The sequence below is a fragment of the Streptosporangium vulgare genome (assembly GCF_042428775.1).
GTDB classification, from domain to species: domain Bacteria; phylum Actinomycetota; class Actinomycetes; order Streptosporangiales; family Streptosporangiaceae; genus Streptosporangium; species Streptosporangium vulgare.
In genome coordinates, this window is sequence record NZ_JBHMBS010000005.1 from 277,071 (window position 1) to 303,041 (window position 25,971).

The following is a 25,971-nucleotide window of genomic DNA, read 5'->3' on the forward strand; positions in this document are numbered from 1 at the left end:
CCCGGCCCACAGGTCAGCGCCAGCTGTCGTTACGTGTCGCGGTGCCGCTCGCCGGGGTGGTGAAGGATCGGTTGGGGTCGCTCTCCCACGTCACCGAGCCGTCGGAGTTCTTCTTGATGTACTTGTACTGGATCGCCGTGCCGGGCGGCAGGTTCACCGTGGCCCTCCAGACCGGGTACGCGGCCGACGACAGGGCGACGGCGTTCGCCGGGTTCCAGGAGCCGAGCTGGGAGACGTTGCCGACGACGAAGACGTTCTGGCCCCAGTTCGTGGTCACGGTCGCGTTGAACGTGGTGGCGACCTGGCCGGGGTCGACGGTCGGCGTCGGGCTGGGGCCGGGGCCCGAGGCGCCGGTGTGGATGGCGACCGCGCCCCTGGCGGGGACGGTCACCGAGGCCGAGCCGCCCGCGCCGACGGTCACCGTGCCGCCGCCCGCGACGTTGGCGTAGGTCCCGGCGGGCAGGCCGGTGGCGAAGGTGCGGGTGACGCTGCCGCCCTCGTTGTTGATCGCGACCCAGCCCTTCGCGCCCCGGCTGAAGGCGATCACGTTGTTGCCGTTGTCGTACCAGTTGCCGACCGAGGTGCCCTGCACGGCGCGGTTGAAGCCGACCATGCCGTTCATCTGGCGGTGGAAGCAGGTCCACTGGCCGTTGCCGCAGTTGGCGTCGGTGGCGAAGCCGCCATTGGCCGAGGGCGGGCCGGCCTCGGCGTTGCTCCAGGTGAACCCGGAGTAGACCCTCGGCGTGCCGTACGGCCAGGCGAGCATGAAGACGTTGGCCAGCTTGTAGGCGTCGCCGTACTTGTAGTTCATGGTCGAGCCGTTGCGCTCGGTGTCGTGGTTGTCGATGAACACCACGGCCTTGTCGCTGGGCACCGACAGGCCCCAGCTCTGCCCGAAGCTCTGCAGGTTCTTGATCTGCCCGCCGCCGAACTGCTCCTTGAGCTTGCGCCCGTACACGAACTCGTGGACGTCGCCGATGCCGGTGTACTGGCTCGGCGTGATCGCCTCGCCGTCTCCCTGGATGACCTCCTGGTGGATGTACGGCGAGCCGGTGAGCTTGCCCTTGATCGCGGCGAGGTCGCCGGGGTTGATGTGCTTGGCGCCGTCGACGCGGAAGCCGTCCACGCCCAGGGAGGTCAGCTTGTTGAGGTAGCCCGCGATCTGGTCGCGGACGTACTCGGAGCCGGTGTTGAGGTCGGACAGGCCGACCAGCTCGCAGTTCTGCACCCGCCAGCCGTCGTTGACGTAGTCGGAGCCGTTGATGGTGCAGGTGGGGGAGTGGAAGTCGGCGGCGGAGTAGAGGCCCGGGTAGTTGTACTTGCCGAAGGTGTAGCCGCCGTAGCTGGTGCTGCCCTGACCGGTCATGTGGTTGACGACGGCGTCGGCGTGGACCTTGACGCCCGCCGCGTGGCAGGCGTTCACCATGTTCCTGAACGCGTTCTCGTCACCGAACTTGCTGGTGAGGGTGTAGCGGGCGGGCTGGTAGATGTCCCACCAGACCGAGCCGCCCTTGGACATCGAGTCGCTCGGCGGGGAGACCTGCACGGCGGCGTACCCGGCAGGGCCGAGCACGTCGGTGCACTCCCTGGCGACGGAGTTCCAGTTCCAGTTCCACAGCTTGACGATCGGGCCGGGGGTGGGCGGCGCGGCCTGGGCGGGGGCGCTCAGCGCGCCGGGCACCAGCACGGCGGCGCTCACCAGGGCGCTCAACGCCGTGGTGACGATGACTCTGTAGGGTTTCATGGGTGGGGGCCTCCAGGATCGATGGACGGGTTCCCTGGCCGGGCCGGGTGCTGCAACACCCGGCCCGGCGGTCTGGCGGGGCTGTAGGGGAACTCCCCGGGGGTTCCGGGGAGTTCCGTGCGGTTCTGCCGGGGCTGGACGAAAGCGGGCTCTCTCGGGGTTGGACGAGGACAGGTTCCGTCAGGGCTGGACGAAGACGGCGACCGTGCGGGCCGGGACCGTCAGCGTGCCCGTGGCGGAGTCGAACGCCGACCGCTTCACGACGGCGTCGTCGCCGGCCGCCTGGACGGGGTGGAGCGTCACCTGGGCGCCCTTCAGCGCGCCGACGGTCTGCGGCCGTGCCTCGGGGGTCGCGTTGAAGACGACGGTGACCGACTTCCAGCGCGGGTCGATCCCCGTGGCGTCCAGGTGCATGGTCACGACACCCGGGGTCTCCGAGGCGCCGCCGGTCGGGAAGGTCACGCGCTTCTGCACCTCGGCCAGGGTGGCGAGGCCGAAGACCGGCGAGGAGGAGCGGATCCGCAGCAGTTCCCCGTACCGGGCGCGGGCCGCGCCGATCGCCGCGCAGTCGGGCTTCAGCGCCGGGTCGCCGAGCAGCGGCCTGGCGTACTGCCACTTGTCCTCGTTGTCGGGCTTCGGGGGGAGCCCGGCGCCGAAGCCGTTGCCCGCCGAGCAGTCCCACAGCAGCCGGTTGAACCAGTCGCCCGAGTCGTAGGAGTTGCGGTCGAGCGACTTGGAGCGCAACCGCTCGCTGCCCGCGTGCATGAACGAGGTGCCCTGCCCGAGCACGGTCGTGGCCAGCGAGAGCGACTGCATGCGCACCCGGTCGGACATGGCGGTCGCCGGTGGCAGCTTGTACGCCAGCGCGTCGAACAGCGTCTCGTTGTCGTGGGCGTCCACGTAGGTGACGACCTCGCCCGGCGAGGCGGTGTACCCGGCGGGGGAGCCGTTGTAGCTCACCTCCGAGCCCTTGGTGAGCCTGCCGTCGGAGGCGGTGAAGGTGTAGTCGCGGAGGTTGCCGGCGAGCCCGACCTTGATCAGGTCGTGGTAGTTCAGCAGCCGGGACCTCTGCTGCGCCTCGTCGCCGTTGGCCGGTGAGCCGTTGGGCGCCCCGGCGAGCCCCGAGCCGAAGCCCTGCACGCGGGGGTCGGCGTCGAACGGGCCGCCGCCGCGCACCGCGTCGCGCAGCCGGTCGCTGAAGGTGCCGATCCCGGTGCCCGCCATGTTGGCCTGGGTGGCCTGCTCGAAGCGGGCGCCGTCGGCCACCTCGCCGAAGTTCCAGCCCTCCCCGTACAGGATGATCGACTTGCCGTCGACGCCGTCGCGGGCGACGGTCAGCTTGTCGAGGGCCGCGCGGACCGCGACCATGTTCGCCTTCGGGTGGTGGCCCATCAGGTCGAACCTGAAGCCGTCCACCTTGTACTCGCGGGCCCAGGTCACGATGGAGTCGACGACGAGCCTGCCCATCATGGCGTGCTCGGGCGCGGTGTTGGCGCAGCAGGTGGAGGTGGCCACCGTGCCGTCGTCGAGCAGCCGGTGGTAGTAGCCGGGCACGAGGCGGTCGAGCACCGAGGTGGGGTCCTGGCCCGCGGCGTGGGTGTGGTTGTAGACCACGTCCATCACCACCCGCAGCCCGGCCCTGTTCAGCCCGCCGACCATGCCGCGGAACTCCCTGATCCGCGACGACCCGTCGGGCTCGGCGGCGTAGGAGCCCTCGGGCACGGTGTAGTGCAGCGGGTCGTAGCCCCAGTTGAAGGAGTCCTTCGCCGCGGTCCTCGCGACGCAGGCCTGCTGCTCCTCGGAGTCGGGGGGCATCGAGGCCAGGTCGCAGGCGGGCTCGGTCCGGTCGGCCCTCTTGTCGGGAACGGTCGCTATGTCGAAGACGGGCAGCAGGTGCACGTGGGTCAGCCCGTCCTTCGCCAGCCCGCGCAGCTCCCGCATCCCGGCCGAGTCGCCGGTGAACGCGGCGTACGTGCCGCGCTCGGCGGCCGGGACGGTCGTGTCGGAGGCGGAGAAGTCGCGCACGTGCAGCTCGTAGACCGACGCCTTCTGCTGGGGGACGGCCTTCGGCTTGGCCAGGGACGTCCAGCCGTCGGGGCGCAGCGCCCGGTCGGACAGGTCGGCGAGCTGGCTGCGGCCCGAGCCCGCCGACAGCGACAGGCTGTAGGGGTCGGTCACCTCGTTGACGACGACCTTCCCCTCGCCCGGCGCGTAGACCGTCACGAGGAAGGTGTAGTAGCGGTCCTTCCAGTCCCGCTGTCCGCGCACCGACCAGACGCCGGTGTCGTCGTCGCGGCGCATGGGGTGGACGGTGCGGCCGCCGCCGGAGGAGTCGCGGTAGAGGGCGAGCTCGACCTTGCCCGCGGTCGGCGCCCAGACCGACAGTTTGGGAGCGCCGCCGCTCCAGGAGGGCCCGAGGTCGGCGGTCGCCGCCCCGGGGTACAGGTCGTCGAGCAGGCCGGGGAACTGCACGCCGGTGGCGGCGAGCAGCGCGCCCGAGGCGTCGCGCTCGACGGCCACGATCTGGCCGCGGGTGGCCTCCCTCACCAGGTCGGCGTCGCGCGGGTCGACGGTGAACGCGGCGTGCCCGGCCAGGTGCGGCCACTTCGCCTTCTGCGCCTCGGTCAGCGCGCCGGGCGCGAGACGGACGAGCCTGAGGTCGCCGGTCAGGTCGCCCTTGTCGTAGGTGATGCCGCCCTTGGCGGAGAAGGCGAGGGAGTAGCGGTTCGCGGCCGAGGGGTCGATCTTCCAGGCGACGGTGGCGCGGTCGATCCAGTGCGCCGACGACTTCGACAGGTCGGCGTCGGCCCCGCGCGCCGAGGGCTGGGGCAGCAGGTGTCCCTCGGTGGCCGCGACCCGCCACGCCTCGTGGCCGGTCGAGGTCAGGTCCAGCGACTGGTTGTCGGGCAGGTCCTTGGTGTCGCCCTTGTGGATGATGTAGTTCACGGTCTTGGCCCCCTCGGTCAGGGGGACGCGGAAGTGAACGCCGAACCCGTCCTCGCCCGCGGGCCGCAGCGGCGCGCCCCACTCGGTGGGATTCGCCACGTCGCCCCACAGGTGCAGTCCCCAGCCGTCGTAATTCCCGTCCGGCCGGTGGTAATGCAGGATCGCGACGTTCTCGGCCGCCGCCCGGGTCGGGTGGGCCTTCGCCACGCCCGAGGCGACGTACGCGTCGGGCTGCAGCGCCGGGGTGAACGACTGGTCGGGCCCGGGGTCCTTGGTGTCGCCCTTGTGCACGATGAAGTTCGCCGCGACGGAGGCGTCCTTCAGCGGCACCTTCCAGAACGCGCCGTAGGAGTCGACGCCGTCCGGCGGGCGCGGCGAAGCCCAGTCGGTGGGCACCCCGTCGGCGAGCCCGTCGCCCCACAGGTGCAGCCCCCAGCCGTCGTAGGTCTTGTCCGGGCGGCTGTAGTGGACGGTCGCGTACCCCTGGGCCGCCGCGCGGGACAGGTGGGTCTCCGGTCTCCCCTTCGCCAGCCAGACCTCGCCGTTCCTGGCGGGGTTCACGATCCGGTCGCCGCCGTCCTTCTCGTCGCCCTTGTGGGCGATGATCCCGACGCTGGTGGCGCCCGGCTTGAGCTTGATCCAGGCGAAGCGGCCGTAGGAGTCCTCGCCGGTCAGCGGGAGCGGGGCCGCCCACTCGGTCGGGTTCTCCACGTCGCCCCAGACGTGCAGGCCCCAGCCGTCGTAGTCGCCGGCGTTCTCCCGCTGGTAGTGCACGACCAGCCAGTCGCGCTTCACCGCGCCCGGCTCCTCGGGGGCGGGCTCGGCGCCGACGGTCGCCTGCGCGACCGCCGAGGCGAACCGGCCCGCGGAGTCCTTCACCACGGCCTTGTACGACACCTTCGTGCCCGCCGCGAGGCCGCGCAGGTCGTGGAAGACCCGGAAGGCGCGACCCGAGGGGGTGGCGTTGGGGGCGTCGTCGGTGCCGATCGCCCGCCAGGCGCCGTCGCCGACCTTGGCGGCGAAGGTGACCTGGTCGAAGCCGGTGCCGGGCACGGTCGCGACGACCGGGATCCGGCCGTCCTCGGCGGTGCCCCTGATCTCGGTGCCCGGCAGGGCGATCGAGACGGCCGGGGCGGCGGCCGGGGCGGCGAGTCTGGCGGGCGCCTTGTAGACGACCGCCGACAGGGCGGGGACGGTGAGCGCCAGCTTCGTGTCCGTGCCGGTGGTGAGGGCGGCGGCGCCCTCGCCGTACACCTTCGTGAAGGCCGCGCCCGCCGAGAAGGTGGGCACGCTCGCGGTCGCGGGCTGTTCGGCGTTGTTGACCGCGACCAGATACTCGACCTGCCGCGTGGCGTCGATCCTGGAGAAGGCGTAGACGCCGCCGGAGACCAGCCGCTCGATCTGGGCGCCGTCGGCGAGGGCCGGGTGGGCGTCGCGCAGCGCGGCGAGGGCGGAGATGCCCCGGTAGAGCGGGTGCGTGGGGACGAAGTTGTCCTTGGCGTGGGTGGAGTCGGTGCCGATCAGGTCGTCGCTCAGGTAGCTCTCCGTCTTGGAGGCGAACATGGACGCACGGGCGTCCTGGTCGCCGCCCTTGCCGGTGAAGCCCTGCTCGTCGCCGTAGTAGACGACCGGCTGGCCCCGGGTGAGGTACATCAGCTCGTGGGCGAGCAGGTCCCTGCGCAGCAGCTCGGAGTCGGGGGCGCCCGGGTTGTCCTGGGTGACGAAACGGCCGATGCGGCCCATGTCGTGGTTGCCGAGGAAGGTCGGCAGCGACGACGCGTTGCCGTCGGCGTCGGTGTGGTAGTCGTCGCCCGCGTACAGCCGGGCGAGCCTGGAGGCGTCCGCCGTGCCGCCGCCGAAGGAGCGGGCGGCCTCCTGGAAGGGGAAGTCCAGGGTGGCGTTCATCGCGCCCCGGGTGGAGTAGCGGCTGGTGAAGGACGGCTCGCCGGAGTAGACCTCGCCGAACATGAAGAACCGCTTGTTGCCCTGCTGGGCCGCGTAGCCGCGCAGCGCCGGGGAGAACCTCTCCCAGAACTCCATGTTCACGTGCTTGGCGGTGTCGATGCGGAAGCCGTCGAGGCCGGTGTCGCGCACCCACGTCCGGTAGATGTCGGTCATGCCCTTGACGACCTCGGGGCGCTCGGTCCACAGGTCGTCGAGGCCGAAGAAGTCGCCGTACTCGTCGTTCTCGCCGCCGCTGAAGGTGGAGTCGCCCCGGTTGTGGTACATCGTCGGGTCGTTCAGCCAGGACGGGGTCTTCGCGTTCCTCGGCGCGACCGGGGTGTACGGGAACGAGCCGGTGTCCACCTTCGGGAAGGTGTCCCTGCCCGCGAAGTCGCGGTCGTCGAAGGGCACGCCGCTCCTGTCGACGTAGGGGTAGGCGCCCTTGGAGCGATAGGAGTACGTCTTCTCCGTGTAGTCGACCACGTCGGCCGTGTGGTTGGTGATGATGTCGAAGAAGACCTTCATCCCGCGCCGGTGGGCCTCGCGCACCAGCTCCTTCATCTGGGCGTTGGTCCCCAGGTGCGGGTCGATCCTGGTGAAGTCGGTGATCCAGTAGCCGTGGTATCCGGCCGAGACGTTCGCGCCGGTGCCCTGCACGGGACGGTTCACGAACGCCGGGGTGATCCAGATCGCGGTGCTGCCGAGGTTCTTGACGTAGTCGAGCTTTCCGAGCAGTCCCTTGAGGTCGCCGCCCTGGTAGAAGCCCTTGTGCGTGGGGTCGAAGCCGGTGGTGAGCCGGTCGCCCGACAGGCCGCCCCGGTCGTTGCCGGTGTCGCCGTTGGCGAACCGGTCGGTCATCGCGAAGTAGAAGCGCTCGCGGCTCAGGTCGGTGCGGAGCGCGTCGCGGGCGAGGTCCCGGTCGGAGGGGGCGGCGGTGCGGCTGAGCGCGGACACCACGGGGCCGGTGCCGGCGCCGGACGAGGAGGGCGTCGCGGAGACCGGGACCGGTGCGGAGAGGGGCGCGGGGGGGAGGGCGGGGGAGGTGGACGCGGCGGCGGGGAGCGGGGCGGCGAGAGGGGTGGTGACCAGGGTCACCGCGAGCGCGGCCCCCGTCAGGAAGGTCGTTCTCGCGCGCCGTGGGGGGAACGGCCAGACCACGGAGGGCCTCCACGGGAGTTGTTTCGAGGGTGTTGCCCGGAAGTTACTCACTGGGAATGGTCTGTGCAATCCCTTGCGGCAATTTTCTGAATCCCGGCAATTCATGGCCGTCCGGAAGGGGACCCAATCGGTTGCCCAAAACGTACAAAAGGTGATTTTTCGTGATTAAAAGGGTGATACGGCTGCTCGTCGGTCGAGTGGGAAGGTGGGATGACTCCTCAGCTTTGGGGGGCTTTGTAACGACTTTGCAGACTCTTGCAGAAACTTCTTCCAATGAGGTTCACGTCGGCGTAACGTCCGGCGTACTCCAGACCCGGCCGGACGGCTCATCGGTCCCGGCCGCCCCCTGAACACGAGGAGAAGAACATGCGGCGAGCCCTCTCGGCCGCGGCGATTGTCGGGGCCCTCGCCCTGGCGGTCTCCGCCTGTGGCGGCGGTGACGCCGGTACGGCGGCCCCCGCCCAGTCCGCGGCGTCGGACCCGTCGAAGATCACTGGTGAGATCACGTGGTGGGACACCGTCAGGCCCGACAGTGAGGGCCCGACCTTCCAGGCGCTCATCAAGGACTTCCAGGCGAAGTATCCGGGCATCAAGGTCAAGTACGTCAACGTCCCCTCCGACCAGGCGCAGAACCAGTTCCAGACCGCGGCGCAGGCGGGCGCGGGGGCGCCGGACGTGATCCGCTCCGAGGTCGCCTGGACCTCCCAGTTCGCCTCGCTCGGCTACCTCCAGCCGCTGGAGGGCACCCGCGCGGTGGAGAACGAGGCGGACTTCCTGCCGGGGCCGCTGAGCAGCACCAAGTACGACGGCAAGACGTACGCCGTCCCGCAGGTCACCGACACCCTCGCGCTCATCTACAACAAGCGGCTGCTCAAGGAGGCCGGGCACGAGAAGGCCCCCACCACGGTCGAGGAGCTCAAGCAGGCCGCGCTCGACGTCAAGGAGAAGACCGGGGCGAACGGCCTCGCGCTCAACGTCGACTCCTACTTCCTGCTGCCCTTCATGTACGGCGAGGGCGGCGACCTCCTCGACGTGCAGAACAAGAAGATCACCGTCAACTCCCCGGCGAACGTGAAGGCGATGGCCACCGTCGCCGACCTGGTCACCTCCGGCGCCGCGCCGAAGCCCGCGATCCAGGACAGCTACGCCAACGCGATGACCGCCCTCAAGGACGGCAAGGCCGCGATGATCTACAACGGCCCGTGGGCGCTGTCGGAGATCTACCAGGGCAAGGAGTTCAAGGACAAGGAGAACCTGGGCATCGCCCCCGTCCCGGCGGGCTCGGTCAAGGCCGGCGCCCCCACCGGCGGCTGGAACCTGGCCATCTACGCCGGTTCCAAGAACCTGGACGCCTCCTACGAGTTCGTCCGCTTCATGAGCACCCCCGAGTCCCAGGCCAGGGTGGCCAAGGAGATCAGCCTCCTGCCGACCCGCGCCTCCGCGTACGACAACCCCGACGTGCAGGCCAACAAGGACGTCGCCGTCTTCAAGCCCATCATGGACACCGCGACCGCCCGGCCGTGGATCCCCGAGGGCGGCCAGCTCTTCCAGCCGCTCCTTGAGGGCTACCAGTCGCTCGTCGGCGGCACGGCGACCCCCGAGGAGATGCTCAAGAAGGTCGACGGCCAGTACCGAGGCATCTTCAAGGACTGGAGCTGACCCGTGGCGCTCTCGACTGGGCGTGTGAACGGCACGGCCAGGGACCGGGCCGCGGGCGCCGACGGCGCCCGCGGCCGGGGCCGCGGCAAGGAGCCCGGCCGGCTTCGGCGGACGACGGCCAGGCACTGGTACGCCTGGGCCATGGTCGCCCCGGTGATCCTGGTCACCGGCCTGCTGGTCGGCTGGCCGCTGGCCAGGGGCGTCTACCTCTCGCTGACCGACGCCACCGAGGCCAACATCGGCCGGACGATCGGCGTCAACGTCATCCCCTCGACCTACGAGTTCACCTGGTTCGACAACTACGTCACGATCCTGACCAGCGGGCTGTTCTGGGAGAAGCTGACCTGGACGGTCGTGTGGACCGTCGCCTGCGTGGCGTTCCACTACGGCCTGGGCCTCGGCCTGGCCCTGCTGCTCAACCGCGAGGTCAGGTTCCGCTCGGCCTACCGGCTGCTGCTCATCCTGCCGTGGGCGATCCCGGGCTTCGTCTCGGCGTTCATCTGGCGCTACCTCTACAACAGCGACTTCGGCGTGATCAACGCGATGCTGCGGGCCGCCGGCCTGGGCGCGGTCGGCTGGCTCGACGACCCGACCACGGCGAAGATCGCGGTCATCGCGGTCAACGTCTGGATGGGCGTGCCGTTCATGATGGTCGCCGTGCTGGGCGGGCTCCAGTCGATCCCCGGTGAGCTGTACGAGGCGGCCGAGGTGGACGGCGCCACGCCGTGGCAGCGCTTCCGCTTCATCACGGTTCCCGGTCTGCGTACCGTGTCGAGCACGGTCGTCCTGCTGGGCACGATCTGGACGTTCAACATGTTCCCGGTGATCTACCTGATCAGCGGGGGAGGACCGGGCAGCTCCACCGAGATCCTGGTCACCTACGCCTTCCGTGAGGCCTTCACCGGCGTCCGCAACTACTCCAACTCCGCGGCGTGGGGAGTGATCATCCTCCTGCTCCTCGTCGTGCTGGCCGTGGTCTACCGGCGCTCGCTGCGCAAGCAAGGGGAGGTCTGGTGAGCACAGCCACCACAGCCACCACCGGGGGGACCGGACGCGCCCGGGGGCGCGGGGAACGCAGCGTCGGGAAGTCGATCCTGCTGCACGCGACCCTGCTCGCCGCGGTCGTCACCTCGCTGTTCCCGATCGTCTGGCTGGTCCTCACCTCGCTCAAGCCGCGCGACGGCTGGCTCTCCAGCGAGCTGGAGATCTTCAACCAGCCCTCGCTGGACAACTACGTGCGGGTGCTCACCGAGACGCGGTTCCCGACCTGGCTGCTCAACTCGGTGATCGTCGCCGGGCTGACCACGGTCATCGGCGTCTTCCTCGCCTCCACGACCGGGTACGCCATCAGCCGCTTCCGCTTCCCCGGCTACCGCGGGGTGATGTGGATGCTGCTCGTCACCCAGATGTTCCCGGTGGCGATCCTGATCGTGCCCCTCTACAACCTGATGGCGGGCCTCGGGCTGCTCAACCAGATCCCCGGGCTGGTCATCGCCTACATGACGGTGGCGGTGCCGTTCTGCGCGTGGATGATGAAGAGCTACTTCGACTCCATCCCGCGGGAGATCGACCAGGCGGGGCTCGTCGACGGCCTCACGCCGTTCGGCGCGTTCTGGCGGGTCGTCCTGCCGCTGGCCAGGCCGAGCCTCGCGGTCACCGCGTTCTACTCGTTCATGACCGCCTGGGGCGAGGTGGCCTACGCCACCGTGTTCATGTCGCAGGAGGAGAAGCGCACGCTCGGCATCGGGCTTCAGCAGTTCGTCGGCCAGCACTGGTCCGACTGGGGCCTGCTCACCGCGGCGGCGGTGCTGATCGCGGTCCCGGCGGCGGTCGTCTTCCTGCTCGTCCAGCGGCATCTGGTCGCCGGGCTTACCGCCGGTGCCACGAAGTCGTAACACCACCGTGCTATTACGTCCTGATATGTCACTTGATCGGGGGATTTAATATGACTGAGCTTGCCCGAGTGGACCGGGGTGCCGGGACCGCCACCCGATGGTGGCGCGACGCGGTGATCTACCAGGTCTACGTGCGCAGCTTCGCCGACGGCAACGGCGACGGCGTGGGGGACCTGCTCGGCGTGCGCGGCAGGCTCCCGTACCTGGCGGACCTCGGGGTCGACGCGGTCTGGCTCACCCCGTTCTTCACCTCGCCGATGGCCGACTTCGGCTACGACGTGGCCGACTACCGGGACGTGGACCCGATCTTCGGGTCGCTGGCCGACGCCGGGGCGCTGATCGACGACGCGCACCGGCACGGCCTGCGGGTCATCGTGGACGTGGTGCCCAACCACACCTCCGACCGGCACGCCTGGTTCCTGGAGGCCCTGGCCGCGCCCCCCGGAGACCCCGCGAGGGAGCGCTACATCTTCCGCCGGGGCCGGGGCGCGGGCGGGGAGCTGCCGCCCAACGACTGGGAGTCGGTCTTCGGTGGTCCCGCGTGGACCCGGCTGCCCGACGGCGAGTGGTACCTCCACCTGTTCGCCGCCGAACAGCCCGACCTGAACTGGGAGAACCCCGAGGTCCACGCGGAGTTCGAGTCGATCCTGCGGTTCTGGCTCGACATGGGGGTGGACGGCTTCCGCGTCGACGTCGCCCACGGCATGGTCAAGGCCGACGGCCTGCCCGACGTCGGCCACCCCGACCAGGTCCGGATGATCGGCACCGAGGTGGTGCCGTTCTTCGACCAGGACGGCGTGCACGAGATCCACCGCGCCTGGCGCAGGCTGCTCGACTCCTACCCCGGCGAGCGGATCGGCGTCGCCGAGGCGTGGGCGCCGTCCTCGCTGCGGCTGGCCAACTACGTCCGCCCGGACGAGATGCACCAGGCGTTCAACTTCCAGTTCCTCGTCGCCCCCTGGGAGGCCGCCGCGTTCCACGCGGTCATCCGGGAGTCGCTCACGACGGCCGGGCTGGTCGGCGCGCCCTGCACCTGGGTGCTTTCCAACCACGACGTCAAGCGCCACCTCACCCGCTACGGCGGCGGCGAGGTCGGCCTGCGCCGCTCCCGCGCCGCCGCCCTGCTCACGCTCTCCCTGCCCGGCTCGGCCTACGTCTACCAGGGGGAGGAGCTCGGGCTGCCCGAGGTCCTCGATCTGCCGGAGGAGTTCCAGCGCGACCCGCAGCGCCTGCGCAACCCCGACGACGGCCGCGACGGCTGCCGGGTGCCACTCCCGTGGGCCGACGGCGAGCCGCACTTCGGCTTCAGCCTGCCCGGCGCCGAGGGGACCTGGCTGCCCATGCCGCCGTCCTGGGGGCCGCTCAGCGTCGCGTCCCAGCTCGGCGACCCGGTCTCCACGCTGAACCTCTACCGGGAGGCGCTGCGGATCAGGCGCGAGCGCCGCTCCTTCGACGACGCCCCGCTGACCTGGCTCGACTCCCCGCAGGGCACCCTCGCCTTCGCCAGGGGCGACGGGTTCGCCTGCACGGTCAACCTCACCGGCGAGCCCGTGGAGCTGCCCGCCCCCGGACGGATCCTGCTGGCCAGCGCGGAGACGGCCGTCGAGGGCGGCGTGGCACGGCTCGCCCCCGACTCCGCCGTCTGGTGGGAACCCGATGTCGCATAGCACCGGGCAGCTCGGCTCCGCCGCCGGTACCGGTACCGGTACCGGCGGCGGTACCGCCAGGCTGACCGACATCGCCGCGCAGGCCGGGGTGAGCGAGGCCACGGTCAGCCGGGTGCTCAACGGCAAGCCGGGGGTCTCCGCCGTGACCCGGCAGGCGGTGCTGACCGCCCTGGACCTGATGGGGTACGAACGCCCGCAACGGCTGCGCCAGCGCAGCAACGGGCTGATCGGCCTGGTCACCCCGGAGCTGGACAACCCCATCTTCCCGGCCTTCGCCCAGGCCTTCGAGAAGACGCTCACCCAGCACGGTTACACCCCGGTGCTCTGCACCCAGCTGCCCGGCGGGGCGGTCGAGGACGAGTTCACCGAGGTTCTCGTGGAGCGCGGGGTGAGCGGCATCATCTTCGTCTCCGGGCTGCACGCGGACATCACCGCGCGCTCGGACCGCTACACCCAGCTGATCGGGCAGGGCGTGCCGATCGTCCTGCTCAACGGGCACGCCGCCGACGTGCCCGCCCCGTTCATCTCCCCCGACGACCGGGCCGCGGCCCGGCTCGCCGTGCAGCACCTGGCCGACCTGGGACACGAGCGCATCGGCCTGGCCGTCGGCCCCGGCCGGTTCGTGCCGGTGATCAGGAAGATCGAGGGCTACCGGCAGGCCATGTCCCAGCTGCTCGGCGTCACGGACGTCGACGGGCTGATCTCGCACTCGCTGTTCTCGGTCGAGGGCGGCCAGGTCGCGACGGCGCAGCTGCTGGAGCGCGGCTGCACGGGCATCGTGTGCGCGTCCGACCTGATGGCGCTGGGCGCGATCCGGGCCTGCCGTGACCGGGGGCTGTCGGTGCCGGGAGACGTCTCGGTGGTGGGGTTCGACGACTCGCCGCTGATCGCGTTCACCGACCCGCCGCTCACCACCGTGCGCCAGCCCGTGCAGCCGATGGTCACCGCCGCCGTGCACACCCTCCTGGAGGCCGTCGCCGGGGCGCCCGGCCAGCACTCCGAGCTGATCTTCCAGCCGGAACTCATCGTGCGGGGCTCGACCGGTTCGGGGCCCAAGATCGTTCGCTGATCGACCCCGCCCGGGGCGGAGGTAACGGCCCGCTGTGTGTCCCTCACTCGGATCGCTGAGTGAACCCCGGGTGTGCGAAGATCTGCGCTGACGTACCGGCGGTGACGGCGATGGAGCGTACCAAGATGAACTCGACGAGGCTGTGGGCCGCTCCCGTGGCAGGGGCTCTCGTGGCCGGAAACATGCTCGTCGCCGTGCCCGGGGCCGCCGTGGCCGCGGCGGGCACCACCTACTACGTCGACTCCAGGTCGGGGGACGACTCCGCCGCCGGAACCTCGGCCGCGGCGGCCTGGCGCAGCCTGGACAACGTCAACGCCGCCACCCTGGGCCCCGGCGACACCGTGCGCCTCAAGCGCGGCGGCAGCTGGCCGGGCGCGCTGACGCTGTCGGGCCGGGGCACCGCCGCCAGCCCCATCTCGGTCGAGCCGTACGGCAAGGGCGCGGCCCCGAGGATCAGCGGCAGGGACGCCGCCTGCGTGGTGATCTCGGGCTCCTACGTGCGGGTCGTGGGGGTGCGGGCGAGCAACTGCCAGTGGGCCGGATTCGAGGTCGGCGGCAGCCGCAACGAGCTCGACCGCGTCATCGCCGACCGCAACATCACCGGGGTCCACTTCATCGGCGCGCGCAACGTCGTCAAGAACAGCGTCCTGAGCGACAACAACCGGATGAGCGTCAACGACGAGGGCGGCGACGACGACTCCGGCGCCTTCGGCGTGCTGCTCAACGGTGACGACAACCTCGTCACCGGAAACACGATCACCGGCAGCTACGCGAGCAGCAAGGACTACGGCACCGACGGCGCCGCCGTCGAGGTGTTCAACGGCGACCGCAACCGGATCACCCACAACGTCGCCAGGAACAACGAGACCTTCGTCGAGCTCGGCGCGCAGAAGGGCAAGACCGCCGGGGGCAACATCTTCGCCCACAACGTGGTCACCTCCTCGCGCCGGGGCTCCTTCCTCGTCACCCGGGGCCCCGGCCACGTGGTCGGGCCGGTGAAGGGCACCGTCGCGGTGCACAACTCGGTCTACCTGCCCGCCCGCAAGACCCTCGGCTGGGCCTGCCACGACGGCTGCTCCCCGGGCATCCTGAAGCTGCGCAACAACATCATCGTGGTCGGCGGCGAGGTGGGCTTCGAGGACGGCAAGGGGGCCGACGAGGACGCCGGCGTCTACAAGGGCCGCTCCCTGAAGTTCAAGCTCGGCCCCAGGTCGATCGTGGCCGACCCCCGCTTCAGGAGCCGGACGGACCTGCGCCTGCGTCCCGGCTCCCCGGCGCTCGGCCGGGGCGTCAAGCTCGGCCCCACCTGGTACGGAGGGGCGGGCCTGGCCCGCGACCTCTCCGGGGCCGCGCTGTCCGCGACCCCCGCCGCCGGGGCCTATCAGTCCTGACTTTTACTGGTTTTGGGTCTTATTCTGGACATCTCCCCGGAACCTTCGTGAAACCTGGCTAGGACAGTCTGGTCGCAGAGCGAGGTGATCGGCATGATGTTGCGGCTACGTGTTTCCTTCCCCGACAGGCCGGGCGCCCTGGGCCAGGCGGCCCGGGTGCTCGGCACGCTGGGTGCGGACATCCTCCAGGTGACCGTCCTGGAACGTGAGGTGGGCCGGGCGGTGGACGACTTCACCGTCTCCTGGCCCGGTCCCGTGGACGCGGAGACGGTCAGGGACCGTCTCTCGGGCGTTCCCGGGATGCGGGTCGAGGGTGTCTGGCCCACTCGCGAGATACCCGGCACCGCGCCCGACTACGACCTGCTGAAGCACGTCGCCGCCGATCCCGGCAGGGCCTTCGCCACCCTCGTGGACGCCATGCCCGACCTGGTGAGCGCCGAGTGGGCGGTGATCCTGTCGCCGGAGAGCGAGGATCTCGTCCACCGCAGCTGGCAGGCTCCGACGGCCCTCGACGAGACGGGTGGTCTCGTCGGTGTCAAGGCGGCCGACCTCGCCACGCTGCGCCCCGCCGTCCTCGGCTCCGGGCGGCACCAGCTGATGAGCCTCCCGGTTCCGGAGACGAGCCGGCACCTGGTCCTGGCCAGGACCGACGGCCCGCCCTTCCACCGTGCGGAGCTGGATCGTGCCATCCGCGTCCTGGAGATCGTCTCCATCATGAGCCACGCCTCCTGAGCCCTCACGTTTCCGATATGTCGGTTATGGGGTAGGAAGGCTAGGAGTGGCTCGGCGCCACCTTCCGTGACCGCGCCTTCCCGTCCGTCGTGCCCGGTCCCGCCCGCCACGGGCGGCCGGGTCCGCCCGGCGGGACGGTGGCCGTCGCGCACACCCGCATCAGATCTCCCCCCGATAGACGCCGCTGGTCGTATCGGTACCGGGCCCTCGCGGGTCCGCGAGGAGGGCAGCCTGATGTCTGAGCGCCACCACGTCGTGACGATGACCCTGCTGGGACTCTGCCTGGGAGCGAGCACGGCCTGCGGGGGCGGGAGCGGGACCGTCACGGGCGCCGCCCCCGCCGCCCCAGCAGCCCTCGCGCGAGGACTCGACCTCGCGCGAAGTCCCGGTCCCGGGCAGAGCCCCGAGCCGGGCACGAGCGGCCCCGGGCCCGGGGCGAGCGCCACCCCGGGTCCCGGATCCCCGGAGGGCGCCGCGCCCGTACCGGAGGGGTTCAAGCGGATCGGGGGACCCGCCAACGGCGTCACCGTCGCCGTCCCGAAGGAATGGGTGGCGCTCGACCTGACCAAGGACGACCTCGACAAGGGGCTGAAGGAGAGCGGCCTGACGGGCCCCACGCTGGAACAGGCGAAGAAAAGCCTGCGGACCCTGGTCGACAACAACGGCATCTGGGCGTCGGACACCGACTCGGCGAAGACCTCCAGGAACGGCTTCCCCACCAACCTCAACGCCTTCTGCCAGGCCGGGCGGCAGATCTCGATGGAACAGCTGATCAGCGAGACCAGATCCCAGCTGGAACAGCTCAACGCCAAGGTCGTCGAGACGAAGAAAATGCGGATCGGCTCCAGGGAGGCGGCCCGGATCGTCTACTCGTTCGAGACCAACGGCGTCAGCGTCCGGGGCACCCAGTACTACGTGCCGGTCGCGGAGAGGACCTGCATCGTCACGCTCAGCACCGACACCGGGGGCAAGCAGGAACTGTTCGACCGGATCGGCGAGACGATCAGACCGGTCTGACCGTCCCGTTCCCGTACGACCGCGGCGGCCCCGCTTCGCCGCTGAGGCGGCTCCGCACCGGCGCCGCGTCAGCGCTGCGGCGGGTCGATGCGGGCGCCGTCCATGGTGAAGAGCATCAGGCGGGTGACGTCGACCCCCACCCGGGCGGGCTCTCCGGCCCGCCAGACCGGGCGGGACCCCAGGCGGATGATGAGGTCGGCCCTGCGGTGGTTGCCGCCGGCCTGCTCCTGCTCCTGCTGCGGCTCGGCGTCCTCGTCGAACACGCCCCCGGGCATCAGCCGCCGCAGGACCGAGCGGATCCGCCCACCGACGAGCGGGACGCCCAGGCCGTTGGCCTTGTGCCGGGGGTCGGGGGGCTCGGGCACGGCCACGGAGGTGAGCCCGCTCTCGACGTAGGCGAGCCACTCGTGGCCGTGGTACTCCAGGGCACGGACGCGGCCGAGGAAGGTCGGCCCCTCGAAGCTCTCGGGAACCGGGGCGAGGCAGTCCGGGCGCAGGCCGACGATGATCTGGCGGCCCACGTGCTGGGAGATGACGTACGCCCTCGGATCGGTCCAGGGGATCATGATCTGGTGCGGGCCGAAGTCCAGCAGGATGAACTGGTTCTGCGGGGTGCGCACGGTGGCCGCGAGCAGGTTGATCTGCTGGGAGCTGAGGAAGGCCGCGGTGAAGGCGGTCGCGGGGTCGTTGTAGACCTGGCCGGGAGTGCCGACGTCCTGCAGGACGCCGCGGTTCATGATGGCGATCCGGTCGGCCAGGGTGAGGGCCTCGACCTGGTCGTGCGTCACGTAGATCGTGGTCACCCCGAGGGAGCGGACCAGCGACGAGATCTCCATCCGGAGCTCGGTGCGCATGCCCGCGTCCAGGTTGGAGAGCGGCTCGTCCATCAGGAAGAGCGAGGGCTGGCGGACGATCGCGCGGCCCATCGCCACGCGCTGGCGCTGGCCGCCGGAGAGCGTTCCAGGGCGCCGTTCCAGGGTCTCGTCGATGTGCAGCGCCTTGGACAGCTCCGTCACGCGCTCCCTGACCATCGCCGGGTCGGCCTTCGCGATCTCCAGGGGGAAGGCGATGTTGCCGCGTACCGTCCGGTGCGGGTAGAGCGCCCCGTTCTGGAACACCATGGCCACGTCGCGGTCGCGGGGGGCGAGCTCGTTGGCGAGCGTGCCGCCCAGCCACAGGTCCCCGTCGGTGACCTCCTCCAGGCCCGCGATCATCCGGAGCAGGGTGGACTTGCCGCAGCCGGAAGGGCCTAACAGGACGAGGAACTCCCCGTTCTCCGCGCGCAGACTCATGCGGTCGACCGCGAGGTATCCACCCGGGTATACCTTGCTCACGTTGTCGAGGACGACGGTACTCATGCGCGCTCGTTCCTCCCGGGCGCCCCCGCCCGGATCCCAGCCGTGTGATTGATGAGGTAGTACATCGCGACACTTGCCTATGTGTCCATAGATGTCGTTAGAAATTGCTCATCTAATGGTTACTTCTCCGTTCCCCGGTGTGACGTCCAGCCGTGACATGGAGCCTTTACCGGAACACCAGCGCGAGGGTTGAAATGTTACAATTTGCGAAAAGTTGCAGAAACGAATTTCATAGAGGGTGCCGGATGCCGATCGTTTCGCGCCCGGTCCGGCCGCATCGTGGGGTGACTGCTTGATGGACGGTGAGCTCGCGCAGACCTCGCGTCTCCGTTCCGACGGGACGGCGGTCCGGCTGGCCGACATAGCGGCGCAGGCCGGGGTGAGCGAGGCCACGGTCAGCCGGGTGCTCAACGGCAAGCCCAGCGTGTCGCAGTCGACCCGGCAGGCGGTGCTGACCGCCCTGGACCTGATGGGGTACGAACGCCCGCAACGGCTGCGCCAGCGCAGCAACGGCCTGGTCGGCCTGGTCACCCCGGAGCTGGACAACCCCATCTTCCCGGCCTTCGCCCAGGCGATCGAGAAGGCGCTCACCCAGCACGGTTACACCCCGGTGCTCTGCACCCAGCTGCCCGGGGGCGCCCCCGAGGACGAGTTCACCGAGCTCCTGATGGACCGCGGGGTGAGCGGCATCGTCTTCGTCTCCGGGCTGCACGCCGACACCACGGCGAAGATGGACCGTTACACGCGCCTGATCGAGCGCGGGCTGCCGATCGTCCTGCTCGACGGCTACAGCGAGCGCGTCGAGGCGCCCTTCGTCTCCCCGGACGACCGGGCCGCGGCCCGGCTCGCCGTGCAGCACCTGGCCGACCTCGGGCACGAGCGCATCGGCCTGGCCGTGGGGCCGCGCCGGTTCGTGCCGGTGATCAGGAAGATCGAGGGCTACCGGCAGGCCATGTCCCAGCTGCTCGGCGTCACGGACGTCGACGAGCTGATCTCGCACTCGCTGTTCTCGGTGGAGGGCGGGCAGGCCGCCGCGGCGCAGCTGCTGGCGCGGGGGTGCACGGGGATCGTGTGCGCGTCCGACCTGATGGCGCTGGGCGCGATCCGGGCCTGCCGCGACCGGGGGCTGTCGGTGCCGGGAGACGTCTCGGTGGTGGGGTTCGACGACTCGCCGCTGATCGCGTTCACCGACCCGCCGCTCACCACCGTGCGCAAGCCCATCGGCGCGATGGCCTCGGCGGCGGTGGCGACCCTCCTTGAGGAGATCAACGGGGTCCGCGCCGAACACGTCGAGCTGATGTTCCAGCCCGAGCTCGTCGTCCGCCGCTCGACCGGCTCCGGCCCCCTGGTCAGCCGCTAGGCCCGGCCGGCTCGGGCCCCGGCCGGCCGCCGGGGGCACGTGCCCGGCCGGGTGGGAGCCCGGGTGGGAGCCCGGGTGGGAGCCCGGGTGGGAGCATGGCCTCATGAACACTGGTCACGATGTCGTCGTCATCGGCGGCACCGGAGTCGACACCACCGTCTACGTGCCCGCGCTCCCCCTGCCGTACGCCGACACCTACGCGGTCCCGCCGGTGATCGACCGGATCGGCAACACCGGCAGCGGTGTCGCCCTCGGCTGCCACGCGCTCGGGCTGAGGGTGAAGCTGGTCGACCTGATCGGCGACGACCCGCAGGGCCGGTTCGTCCGGGCCCACTTCGCCGAGAGGGGAGTGGACACCGGCTGGGCGCTCGCGCCGCAGGGGACCCGGCGCAGCGTCCTGCTCGTCGGCCCGGACGGGCGGCGCACCTCGCTGTTCGACCCGCGCGCCGCGCCGGGCGAGCGGCTGCCCAGGGAGCTCTACCTGGACGCGGTCCGCGCGGCCCGGCACGTCCACGTGTCGATCACCGACTTCTCCCGGCACGTCTACCCCGACCTGCGTACCGGCTCCGGTCCGAGCACCGGGCCCGAGCGGGTCACCGGATCCGGAACGGCCGCCGGGACCGTCCCGGGTGCCGGGATCGTCCTGGGGGGCGGGTCCGTCTCCACCGACCTGCACGACTGGGACGGCGAGAACGACCACCACCGGGACTTCGCCTACTCCTCCGACCTGGTCTTCCTGTCGGCCACCGCGCTCGGCCCGCGCCGCGACGAGGTGATGCGCGACATCCTGGCGCGCGGCAGGGCGAGGGCCGTGGTCTGCACGGAGGGCGCCGAGGGCTGCCGCGTCCTGGACGCGGACGGCTTCCGCGGCCGACCCGCCGCCCCCCTGCCGGGGCCGGTGGTCGACAGCAACGGCGCGGGCGACGCGTTCGTCTCGGGGGTCCTGTACGGGCTGCTCTCCGGGCGTTCCCTCGACGACTCCATCCGCCTCGGCGCCGTCGCGGGAGCTCACGCCTGCACGTCGGCGGGCACCCACGAGAACCCCATCGGCGAGCCGGACCTCCTCGCCCGCGCCGGAGAGGCGGGAGAACCCGGCCGCGCGGGAGGACCCGGCCGCGCGGGGGAACCCGGGGAACCCGCCCGTCTTCCGTAGCCCTCGCGCGGGCACGCCGGCCGCGCCCGCCCGGGTGCCGCGTGACGGCGTCCGCGTTCGACGGACGCGGAAAACCGTTTGCACGGCGGAGGGAACGGCCGACACACTCTCGGGGTGGTCGAGAGCATGCACGCTGACGGGCGCGCCGGTATCGACGCGGCGCTGGTGAGGAGACTGGTCGCGGCCCAGTTCCCGCAGTGGAGCGCCCTTCCGGTGACCCCGGTCGAGGTCGACGGGTGGGACAACCGCACCTACCGTCTCGGCGACGAGATGACGGCGCGCCTTCCCACCGCCGCCGGCTATGTCCCGGCGGTCGACAAGGAGCATCGATGGCTGCCGGTTCTCGCCCCGTCGTTGCCGGTCGCCGTTCCCGTGCCGCTGGCGAAGGGGGCCCCGGGCGAGGGATACCGGTTCAGCTGGTCGATCCGCCGCTGGCTGGACGGCGAGACCGCGAGCCCCGACCGCATCGGTGACCTGTCCGAGTTCGCGGTCTCGGTCGCCGGCTTCGTCCGCGCCCTGCAGCGCGTCGACGCGACCGGCGGTCCGGCGGCGGGCGCGCACAGCTTCCACCGGGGGGCCTCACCGGCTCACTACGACGACGAGACACGCCGCACCCTCGCCGCGCTGGACGGCCGCGTCGACACCGCCCGGGCGTCGGCGGTGTGGGACGCCGCCCTCAGGGCGGCCTGGTCCGGGCCGCCGGTGTGGTTCCACGGCGACATCGCGAGCGGCAACCTGCTGGTCAGGGACGGAAAGCTCGCCGCCGTCATCGACTTCGGCACGTCGGGCGTCGGCGATCCCGCCTGCGACCTGGTGATCGCGTGGACGATGTTCTCCGGCGAGAGCCGGGAGGCCTTCCGCGGCGCCGTCGGCCAGGAGCCCGCCACGTGGGCGCGGGCTCGGGGCTGGGCGCTGTGGAAGGCCCTGATCACCCTGGTCAGGGACATCGACGAGAACGAGGAGCGGGCCGCGGTCAACCGCCGCGTCATCGACGAGGTCCTGGCCGACCACGATCGTGCCGGCTGACCCCGCCGAAACCGAAACCGAAACCGACACCTGAACCGACACCGGAACCGGCCTCGACACGGGCACCGGCACAGGTGCCGGCACGGGCGTCGGCGCGGCCGGGCCCACGCCGGGGGCGCGGGCCGCCGCCGGACGCTCCGGGGCTCCGCGCGTGCGCCCGGATCCGGGATCCGCGCGTTCGCCCGTATCCGGCTCCGCCCTCGCCCCCGGTGGGACCTCCCCGTCCCGGAGCCGGGGGCGCGGACCTCAGGCGCCGGTCAGGTCGTCGAGGACGGCCCTGACGGAGGCGCGGTAGGCGGCCACGTTGCGCAGCTTCACGTGCTCGTAGCCGCGGACCACGTCGGGCAGCTCGGCCAGCTCGCGGACCCGCTCCCCGGTCTCCGGGCGCAGGTGGTCCAGCGCGAGGTGCACGTCGCGGGTGTACTCGGCGGCGAGCTCCCGCTCGGTCCCGCGCACCCCGCCCAGGCCGAACGGGTCCAGGCGGGTGCCGCGCAGCACGCGCATGCCGTACAGCAGGCGGAAGGCCGGGTCGAACCAGGGGCCGAGGCGGAGCTTGCGCCTCATGCCCAGGGCGCGCAGGAACGGCGGGTGCAGGTTGTAGGAGACCCGCGCGCCGGGGCCGAACTCGGCGGCGATCCGCGCCCGCTCGGCCGGGTCGAGGTGCAGGCGCGCCACCTCGTACTCGTCCTTGTACGCCATCAGCCGGTGCAACTGCCGGGCGTAGGTCTCGGTGACGGCGGTGCTCCCGGGGGAGACCTCCCGCTCCCTGGCGAGGACCGCGCGGACCGCGTCGGCGTACCGGGCGGCGTAGCGCGCGTTCTGGTACGCGACGAGGTCGGGCACCCGGACCGTGAGGATCCGGTGCAGCTCGGTGCCTGGCTCGGCGACCGCGTCGACCAGGCGTACCGCCTCCGGGGCGGGGGGCGGCGCGGCCGGGGCGGCGGGGCGGGTCGCCGCGGCCACGGCCTCGGGGGCGGCGACCACCGCGCGCCCCCAGTGGAAGGCGGCGACGGTCCGCTCGGCGCCCTTCCCGCCGCCCGCGCGGATGGCCCGCTCGATCGACTCCAGGCCGAGCGGGATGAGACCGCGCTGCCAGGCGGCCCCGACGATGATCGTGTTGGCAGGCATGTGGTCGCCGAACAGCGCCTGGGCCATCTCCTCGGCGTCGAGGTAGACGTTCAGCTCGCGCCGGGTCCGCGACTCCAGCGCGCCGATCGGCGAGCCCGCGTCGGTCAGGTGGGTGGCCGGGTCGAGCACCATCGAACCGGTCGGCACCAGGCTGGTGGAGACCACCGCCACGGTACGGTCGCGGTCGGCGGCGGCCAGGTGGGCGGGGTCGGTGGCGCCGATCAGGTCCAGCGCCAGGTAGGCGTCCACGCTGGCCGCGCCGCCCCGCGCCGAGCGGTCGCCGTCACCGTCGAAGATGAGGACGTCGGAGACGACCGTGCCGCCCTTCTGGGCCAGGCCGGTCTGGTCGAGCCCCCGTGACCGCCTGCCGTCGAGCATCGCGGCGGTGCCGAGGATCTGCGCGACCGACACCACGCCGGTGCCGCCGATGCCGACCAGCCTGATCGAGGTCTCCCCGGTGCGCGCCTCGGGTAGGGGCATCTCCGGCGGCGCGGGAATCGGGGCGCGCCTCTTCGAGGCGGCCTTCCCCTTGGCGGACACGGCGGGCAGGACGGTGAGGAAGGACGGGCAGTCGCCCTCCACACACGAGTAGTCCTTGTTGCAGGACGACTGGTGGATCTCGGTCTTGCGGCCGAACTCGGTCTCCACCGGCAGCACGGACAGGCACTCGGACTTCTGCCCGCAGTCGCCGCAGCCCTCGCAGACCCGCTGGTTGATCGCCACCCGCCTGGCGGGGTCGGGCAGGTCGCCCTTCTTGCGCAGCCGCCGCTTCTCGGCCGCGCACTGCTGGTCGTGGATGAGCACGGTCACGCCGGGGATCGCGGCCAGCTCGCGCTGGGCGTCCTCCAGCGCCGTCCTGTCGCGCACCTCGGCGATGCCCGCCAGCCTGACACCCCGGTAGCGCTCAGGTTCGTCGGTGGTGACGACGACCCTGCGCACCCCCTCGGTCTCCAGCCAGCGGGTGAGGTCGGGCACCGACAGCGCCGGGGTGATCGTCTGGCCCCCGGTCATCGCGACCGCGCTGTTGTAGAGCAGCTTGTAGGTGATGTTGACGCCCGCCCCGACCGCGGCCCTGACCGCGAGCGAGCCGCTGTGGTGGAAGGTGCCGTCGCCGAGGTTCTGGAAGATGTGCGGGGTGTCGGTGAACGGCGCCTGGCCGATCCACTGCGCCCCCTCGCCGCCCATCTGGGTCAGGCCGGTGAGCGTGCCCTTGCCCTCGCGGTTGAGCACCACCATGGTGTGGCAGCCGATCCCGGCGCCGACGGGCGCGCCGTCGGGGACGGCGGTGGAACGGTTGTGCGGGCAGCCCGAGCAGAAGAACGGGGTGCGCTTGGGGGTGAGCAGCGTGAGCGGCGCCGGGCGGGAGATGGCGGAGAGTCCCTTCTCCACCCGCTCGCCGAGGCCGTTCAGGCCGTTCGATCCGTCCAGACCGGTCAGGCCCCGGCGGCGCAGCCGGAAGGCGATCGCCTTGGCGGCCAGGTCGGCGTCGACGGCCCCGTGCCGGGGGATGAGCCGCGCGCCGTTCTCGTCGAGCTTGCCCAGCACGCGGGGGGCGTCGGCGGTCCCGTACAGGATGTCCTTGACCGAGGTCTCCAGCAGCGGGGCCTTCTCCTCCACGACGAGGATCTCCGACAGCCCCCGGGCGAAGGTCCGGACGATCTCCGGGTCCAGCGGCCAGAGCATGCCGATCCTCAGGAGGCGGACACCGGCCTCCTCCGGCGTGACGCCGAGCTTGCGGAAGCCCTCGCGGACGTCGTGGTAGGCGGTCCCGGAGGCGACGACGCCCAGCCAGGCGTCGCGGGGGTCGGCGGTGACGCGGTTGAGCCCGTTCTCGCGGGCGTAGGCGCGGGCCAGGTCGAGACGCGGGCCGACGAGCGTGCGCTCCATCTCCAGCGACCACGGGGTGAGCAGCGTGGCGTCGGGCACGTGCCGGTACGGCCCGCCCTGGTATTCGACGACGGGCATGACCGGGACGACCCGGTCATGCCCGACGTTCACGGTGCCGGTGCCGTCCACGACGTTGGAGACGGCCTTCACCGCGACCCACAGGCCGCTGGCCCGGGACGCCGCGATCGCGTGGCGTCCCAGGTCGAGCAGCTCCTGGACGCTGCCGGGGTGGACGACCGGCATGCCCAGCGTGGCGAGCGTGCCCTCGGTCGCCGAGGGGAGGGTGGAGGACTTGCAGGTCGGGTCGTCGCCGCAGAGCGCGATCAGGCCGCCCTCGGGGTGGGCGCCGACGAAGTTGCCGTGCCGGAACGCGTCGGCCGCGCGGTCGACGCCGGGCGCCTTGCCGTACCAGACGCCCAGCACGCCGGAGGTGCGCGGGCGGGGGAGCGCGGGGACGAGCTGGCTGCCCCAGACGGAGGTGGCGCCGAGTTCCTCGTTCTGCCCGGGGCGGTGCACCACGCCGAGCGGCTCGGTGTGGTGGCGGGAGCGGGCGAGCTCCTGGTCGAAGCCGCCGAGCGGGGAGCCGGGGTAGCCGGACACCATCGTGCCGGTGCGCAGGCCCGCGGCCCTGTCGGCGCGCATCTGGTCGATGATCACCCTGACCAGGGCCTGGGTGCCGGTCATGAAGACCTCGCCCTCGCCGAGCAGGTAGCGGTCGTCGGGGGAGATCTCCCGGGCATCTGCGAAGATCGTCATTGTTTCGTCCCGTCGTCGGCGCTCCTGCGTTGCCGCAAGGTTATGCCAGGCAGAACAAAATTCGATGTCAAACTTTCCAAG

The 25,971-nt window shown here is 71.5% G+C and carries 15 protein-coding genes; 11 read left to right on the plus strand and 4 right to left on the minus strand.

All coding sequences use genetic code 11. From position 1 onward, the window contains the following. Positions 1-13: 13 nt before the first annotated feature. Together ACFFRH_RS13245 and pulA are read right to left on the minus strand one after the other, a co-directional pair. Positions 14-1,744, minus strand: coding sequence for a carbohydrate-binding module family 20 domain-containing protein (locus ACFFRH_RS13245; protein WP_344747248.1), 1,731 nt, complete (start codon positions 1,742-1,744; stop codon positions 14-16). Positions 1,745-1,924: 180 nt separating this feature from the next. Continuing rightward, the gene (gene pulA, locus ACFFRH_RS13250; protein WP_386156514.1) at positions 1,925-7,792 is read right to left on the minus strand and encodes a pullulanase-type alpha-1,6-glucosidase; all 5,868 of its coding nucleotides are present in this window, start codon (positions 7,790-7,792) and stop codon (positions 1,925-1,927) included. A gap of 366 nt (positions 7,793-8,158) precedes the next feature. Here pulA and ACFFRH_RS13255 point away from each other — a divergent pair, with 366 nt between their 5' ends. The 8 genes from ACFFRH_RS13255 (at position 8,159) to ACFFRH_RS13290 (ending at position 17,222) form a co-directional block, all read left to right on the plus strand. Further along, positions 8,159-9,451 (plus strand): extracellular solute-binding protein, encoded by a 1,293-nt coding sequence (locus tag ACFFRH_RS13255; protein WP_386156517.1) that lies wholly within the window; start codon positions 8,159-8,161, stop codon positions 9,449-9,451. A gap of 3 nt (positions 9,452-9,454) precedes the next feature. Beyond that, positions 9,455-10,468: a carbohydrate ABC transporter permease gene (locus ACFFRH_RS13260; protein WP_386156521.1), complete on the plus strand. Its 1,014-nt coding sequence runs from the start codon at positions 9,455-9,457 to the stop codon at positions 10,466-10,468. Further along, positions 10,465-11,346, plus strand: a complete 882-nt coding sequence (locus ACFFRH_RS13265) for a sugar ABC transporter permease (protein WP_386156524.1) — start codon at positions 10,465-10,467, stop codon at positions 11,344-11,346. The genes ACFFRH_RS13260 and ACFFRH_RS13265 overlap by 4 nt, the downstream gene beginning before the upstream one ends. A 50-nt stretch (positions 11,347-11,396) precedes the next feature. Continuing rightward, positions 11,397-13,013 carry a glycoside hydrolase family 13 protein gene (locus ACFFRH_RS13270; RefSeq protein WP_386156527.1) on the plus strand — a complete coding sequence of 539 codons (1,617 nt, stop codon included), beginning with the start codon at positions 11,397-11,399 and terminating at the stop codon, positions 13,011-13,013. Beyond that, a complete protein-coding gene (locus ACFFRH_RS13275; RefSeq protein ID WP_386156529.1) occupies positions 13,003-14,082 on the plus strand; it encodes a LacI family DNA-binding transcriptional regulator in 1,080 nt (359 codons plus the stop codon). Before ACFFRH_RS13270 ends, ACFFRH_RS13275 begins: the two co-directional genes overlap by 11 nt. 125 nt (positions 14,083-14,207) lie before the next feature. Then, positions 14,208-15,473: a right-handed parallel beta-helix repeat-containing protein gene (locus ACFFRH_RS13280; protein ID WP_386156532.1), complete on the plus strand. Its 1,266-nt coding sequence runs from the start codon at positions 14,208-14,210 to the stop codon at positions 15,471-15,473. Positions 15,474-15,566: 93 nt separating this feature from the next. Then, on the plus strand, positions 15,567-16,205 hold the full coding sequence (locus tag ACFFRH_RS13285) for an ACT domain-containing protein (RefSeq protein WP_386156534.1): 639 nt from the start codon (positions 15,567-15,569) through the stop codon (positions 16,203-16,205). 234 nt (positions 16,206-16,439) lie between these two features. Next, positions 16,440-17,222, plus strand: a complete 783-nt coding sequence (locus ACFFRH_RS13290; protein WP_386156537.1) for a hypothetical protein — start codon at positions 16,440-16,442, stop codon at positions 17,220-17,222. 68 nt (positions 17,223-17,290) lie between these two features. Here the strand turns inward: ACFFRH_RS13290 and ACFFRH_RS13295 are convergent, their stop codons facing one another. Next, complete coding sequence (locus ACFFRH_RS13295; RefSeq protein ID WP_386156540.1) at positions 17,291-18,580, minus strand: ABC transporter ATP-binding protein; 1,290 nt, start codon at positions 18,578-18,580, stop codon at positions 17,291-17,293. Between the two features lie 295 nt (positions 18,581-18,875). Between ACFFRH_RS13295 and ACFFRH_RS13300 the strand changes: the two genes are divergently transcribed. The 3 genes from ACFFRH_RS13300 (at position 18,876) to ACFFRH_RS13310 (ending at position 22,119) form a co-directional block, all read left to right on the plus strand. Then, positions 18,876-19,940 (plus strand): LacI family DNA-binding transcriptional regulator, encoded by a 1,065-nt coding sequence (locus tag ACFFRH_RS13300; protein ID WP_386156543.1) that lies wholly within the window; start codon positions 18,876-18,878, stop codon positions 19,938-19,940. Positions 19,941-20,043: 103 nt separating this feature from the next. Continuing rightward, entirely contained in the window at positions 20,044-21,093 is a 1,050-nt protein-coding gene (locus ACFFRH_RS13305) for a carbohydrate kinase family protein (RefSeq protein WP_386156546.1), read from the plus strand. A 114-nt stretch (positions 21,094-21,207) separates the two neighbouring features. Next, entirely contained in the window at positions 21,208-22,119 is a 912-nt protein-coding gene (locus ACFFRH_RS13310; protein WP_386156548.1) for an aminoglycoside phosphotransferase family protein, read from the plus strand. 246 nt (positions 22,120-22,365) lie between these two features. On the opposite strand, the gene ACFFRH_RS13315 is transcribed toward ACFFRH_RS13310, so the two are convergent. Then, complete coding sequence (locus tag ACFFRH_RS13315) at positions 22,366-25,890, minus strand: indolepyruvate ferredoxin oxidoreductase family protein (protein WP_386156551.1); 3,525 nt, start codon at positions 25,888-25,890, stop codon at positions 22,366-22,368. Positions 25,891-25,971 lie beyond the last annotated feature (81 nt).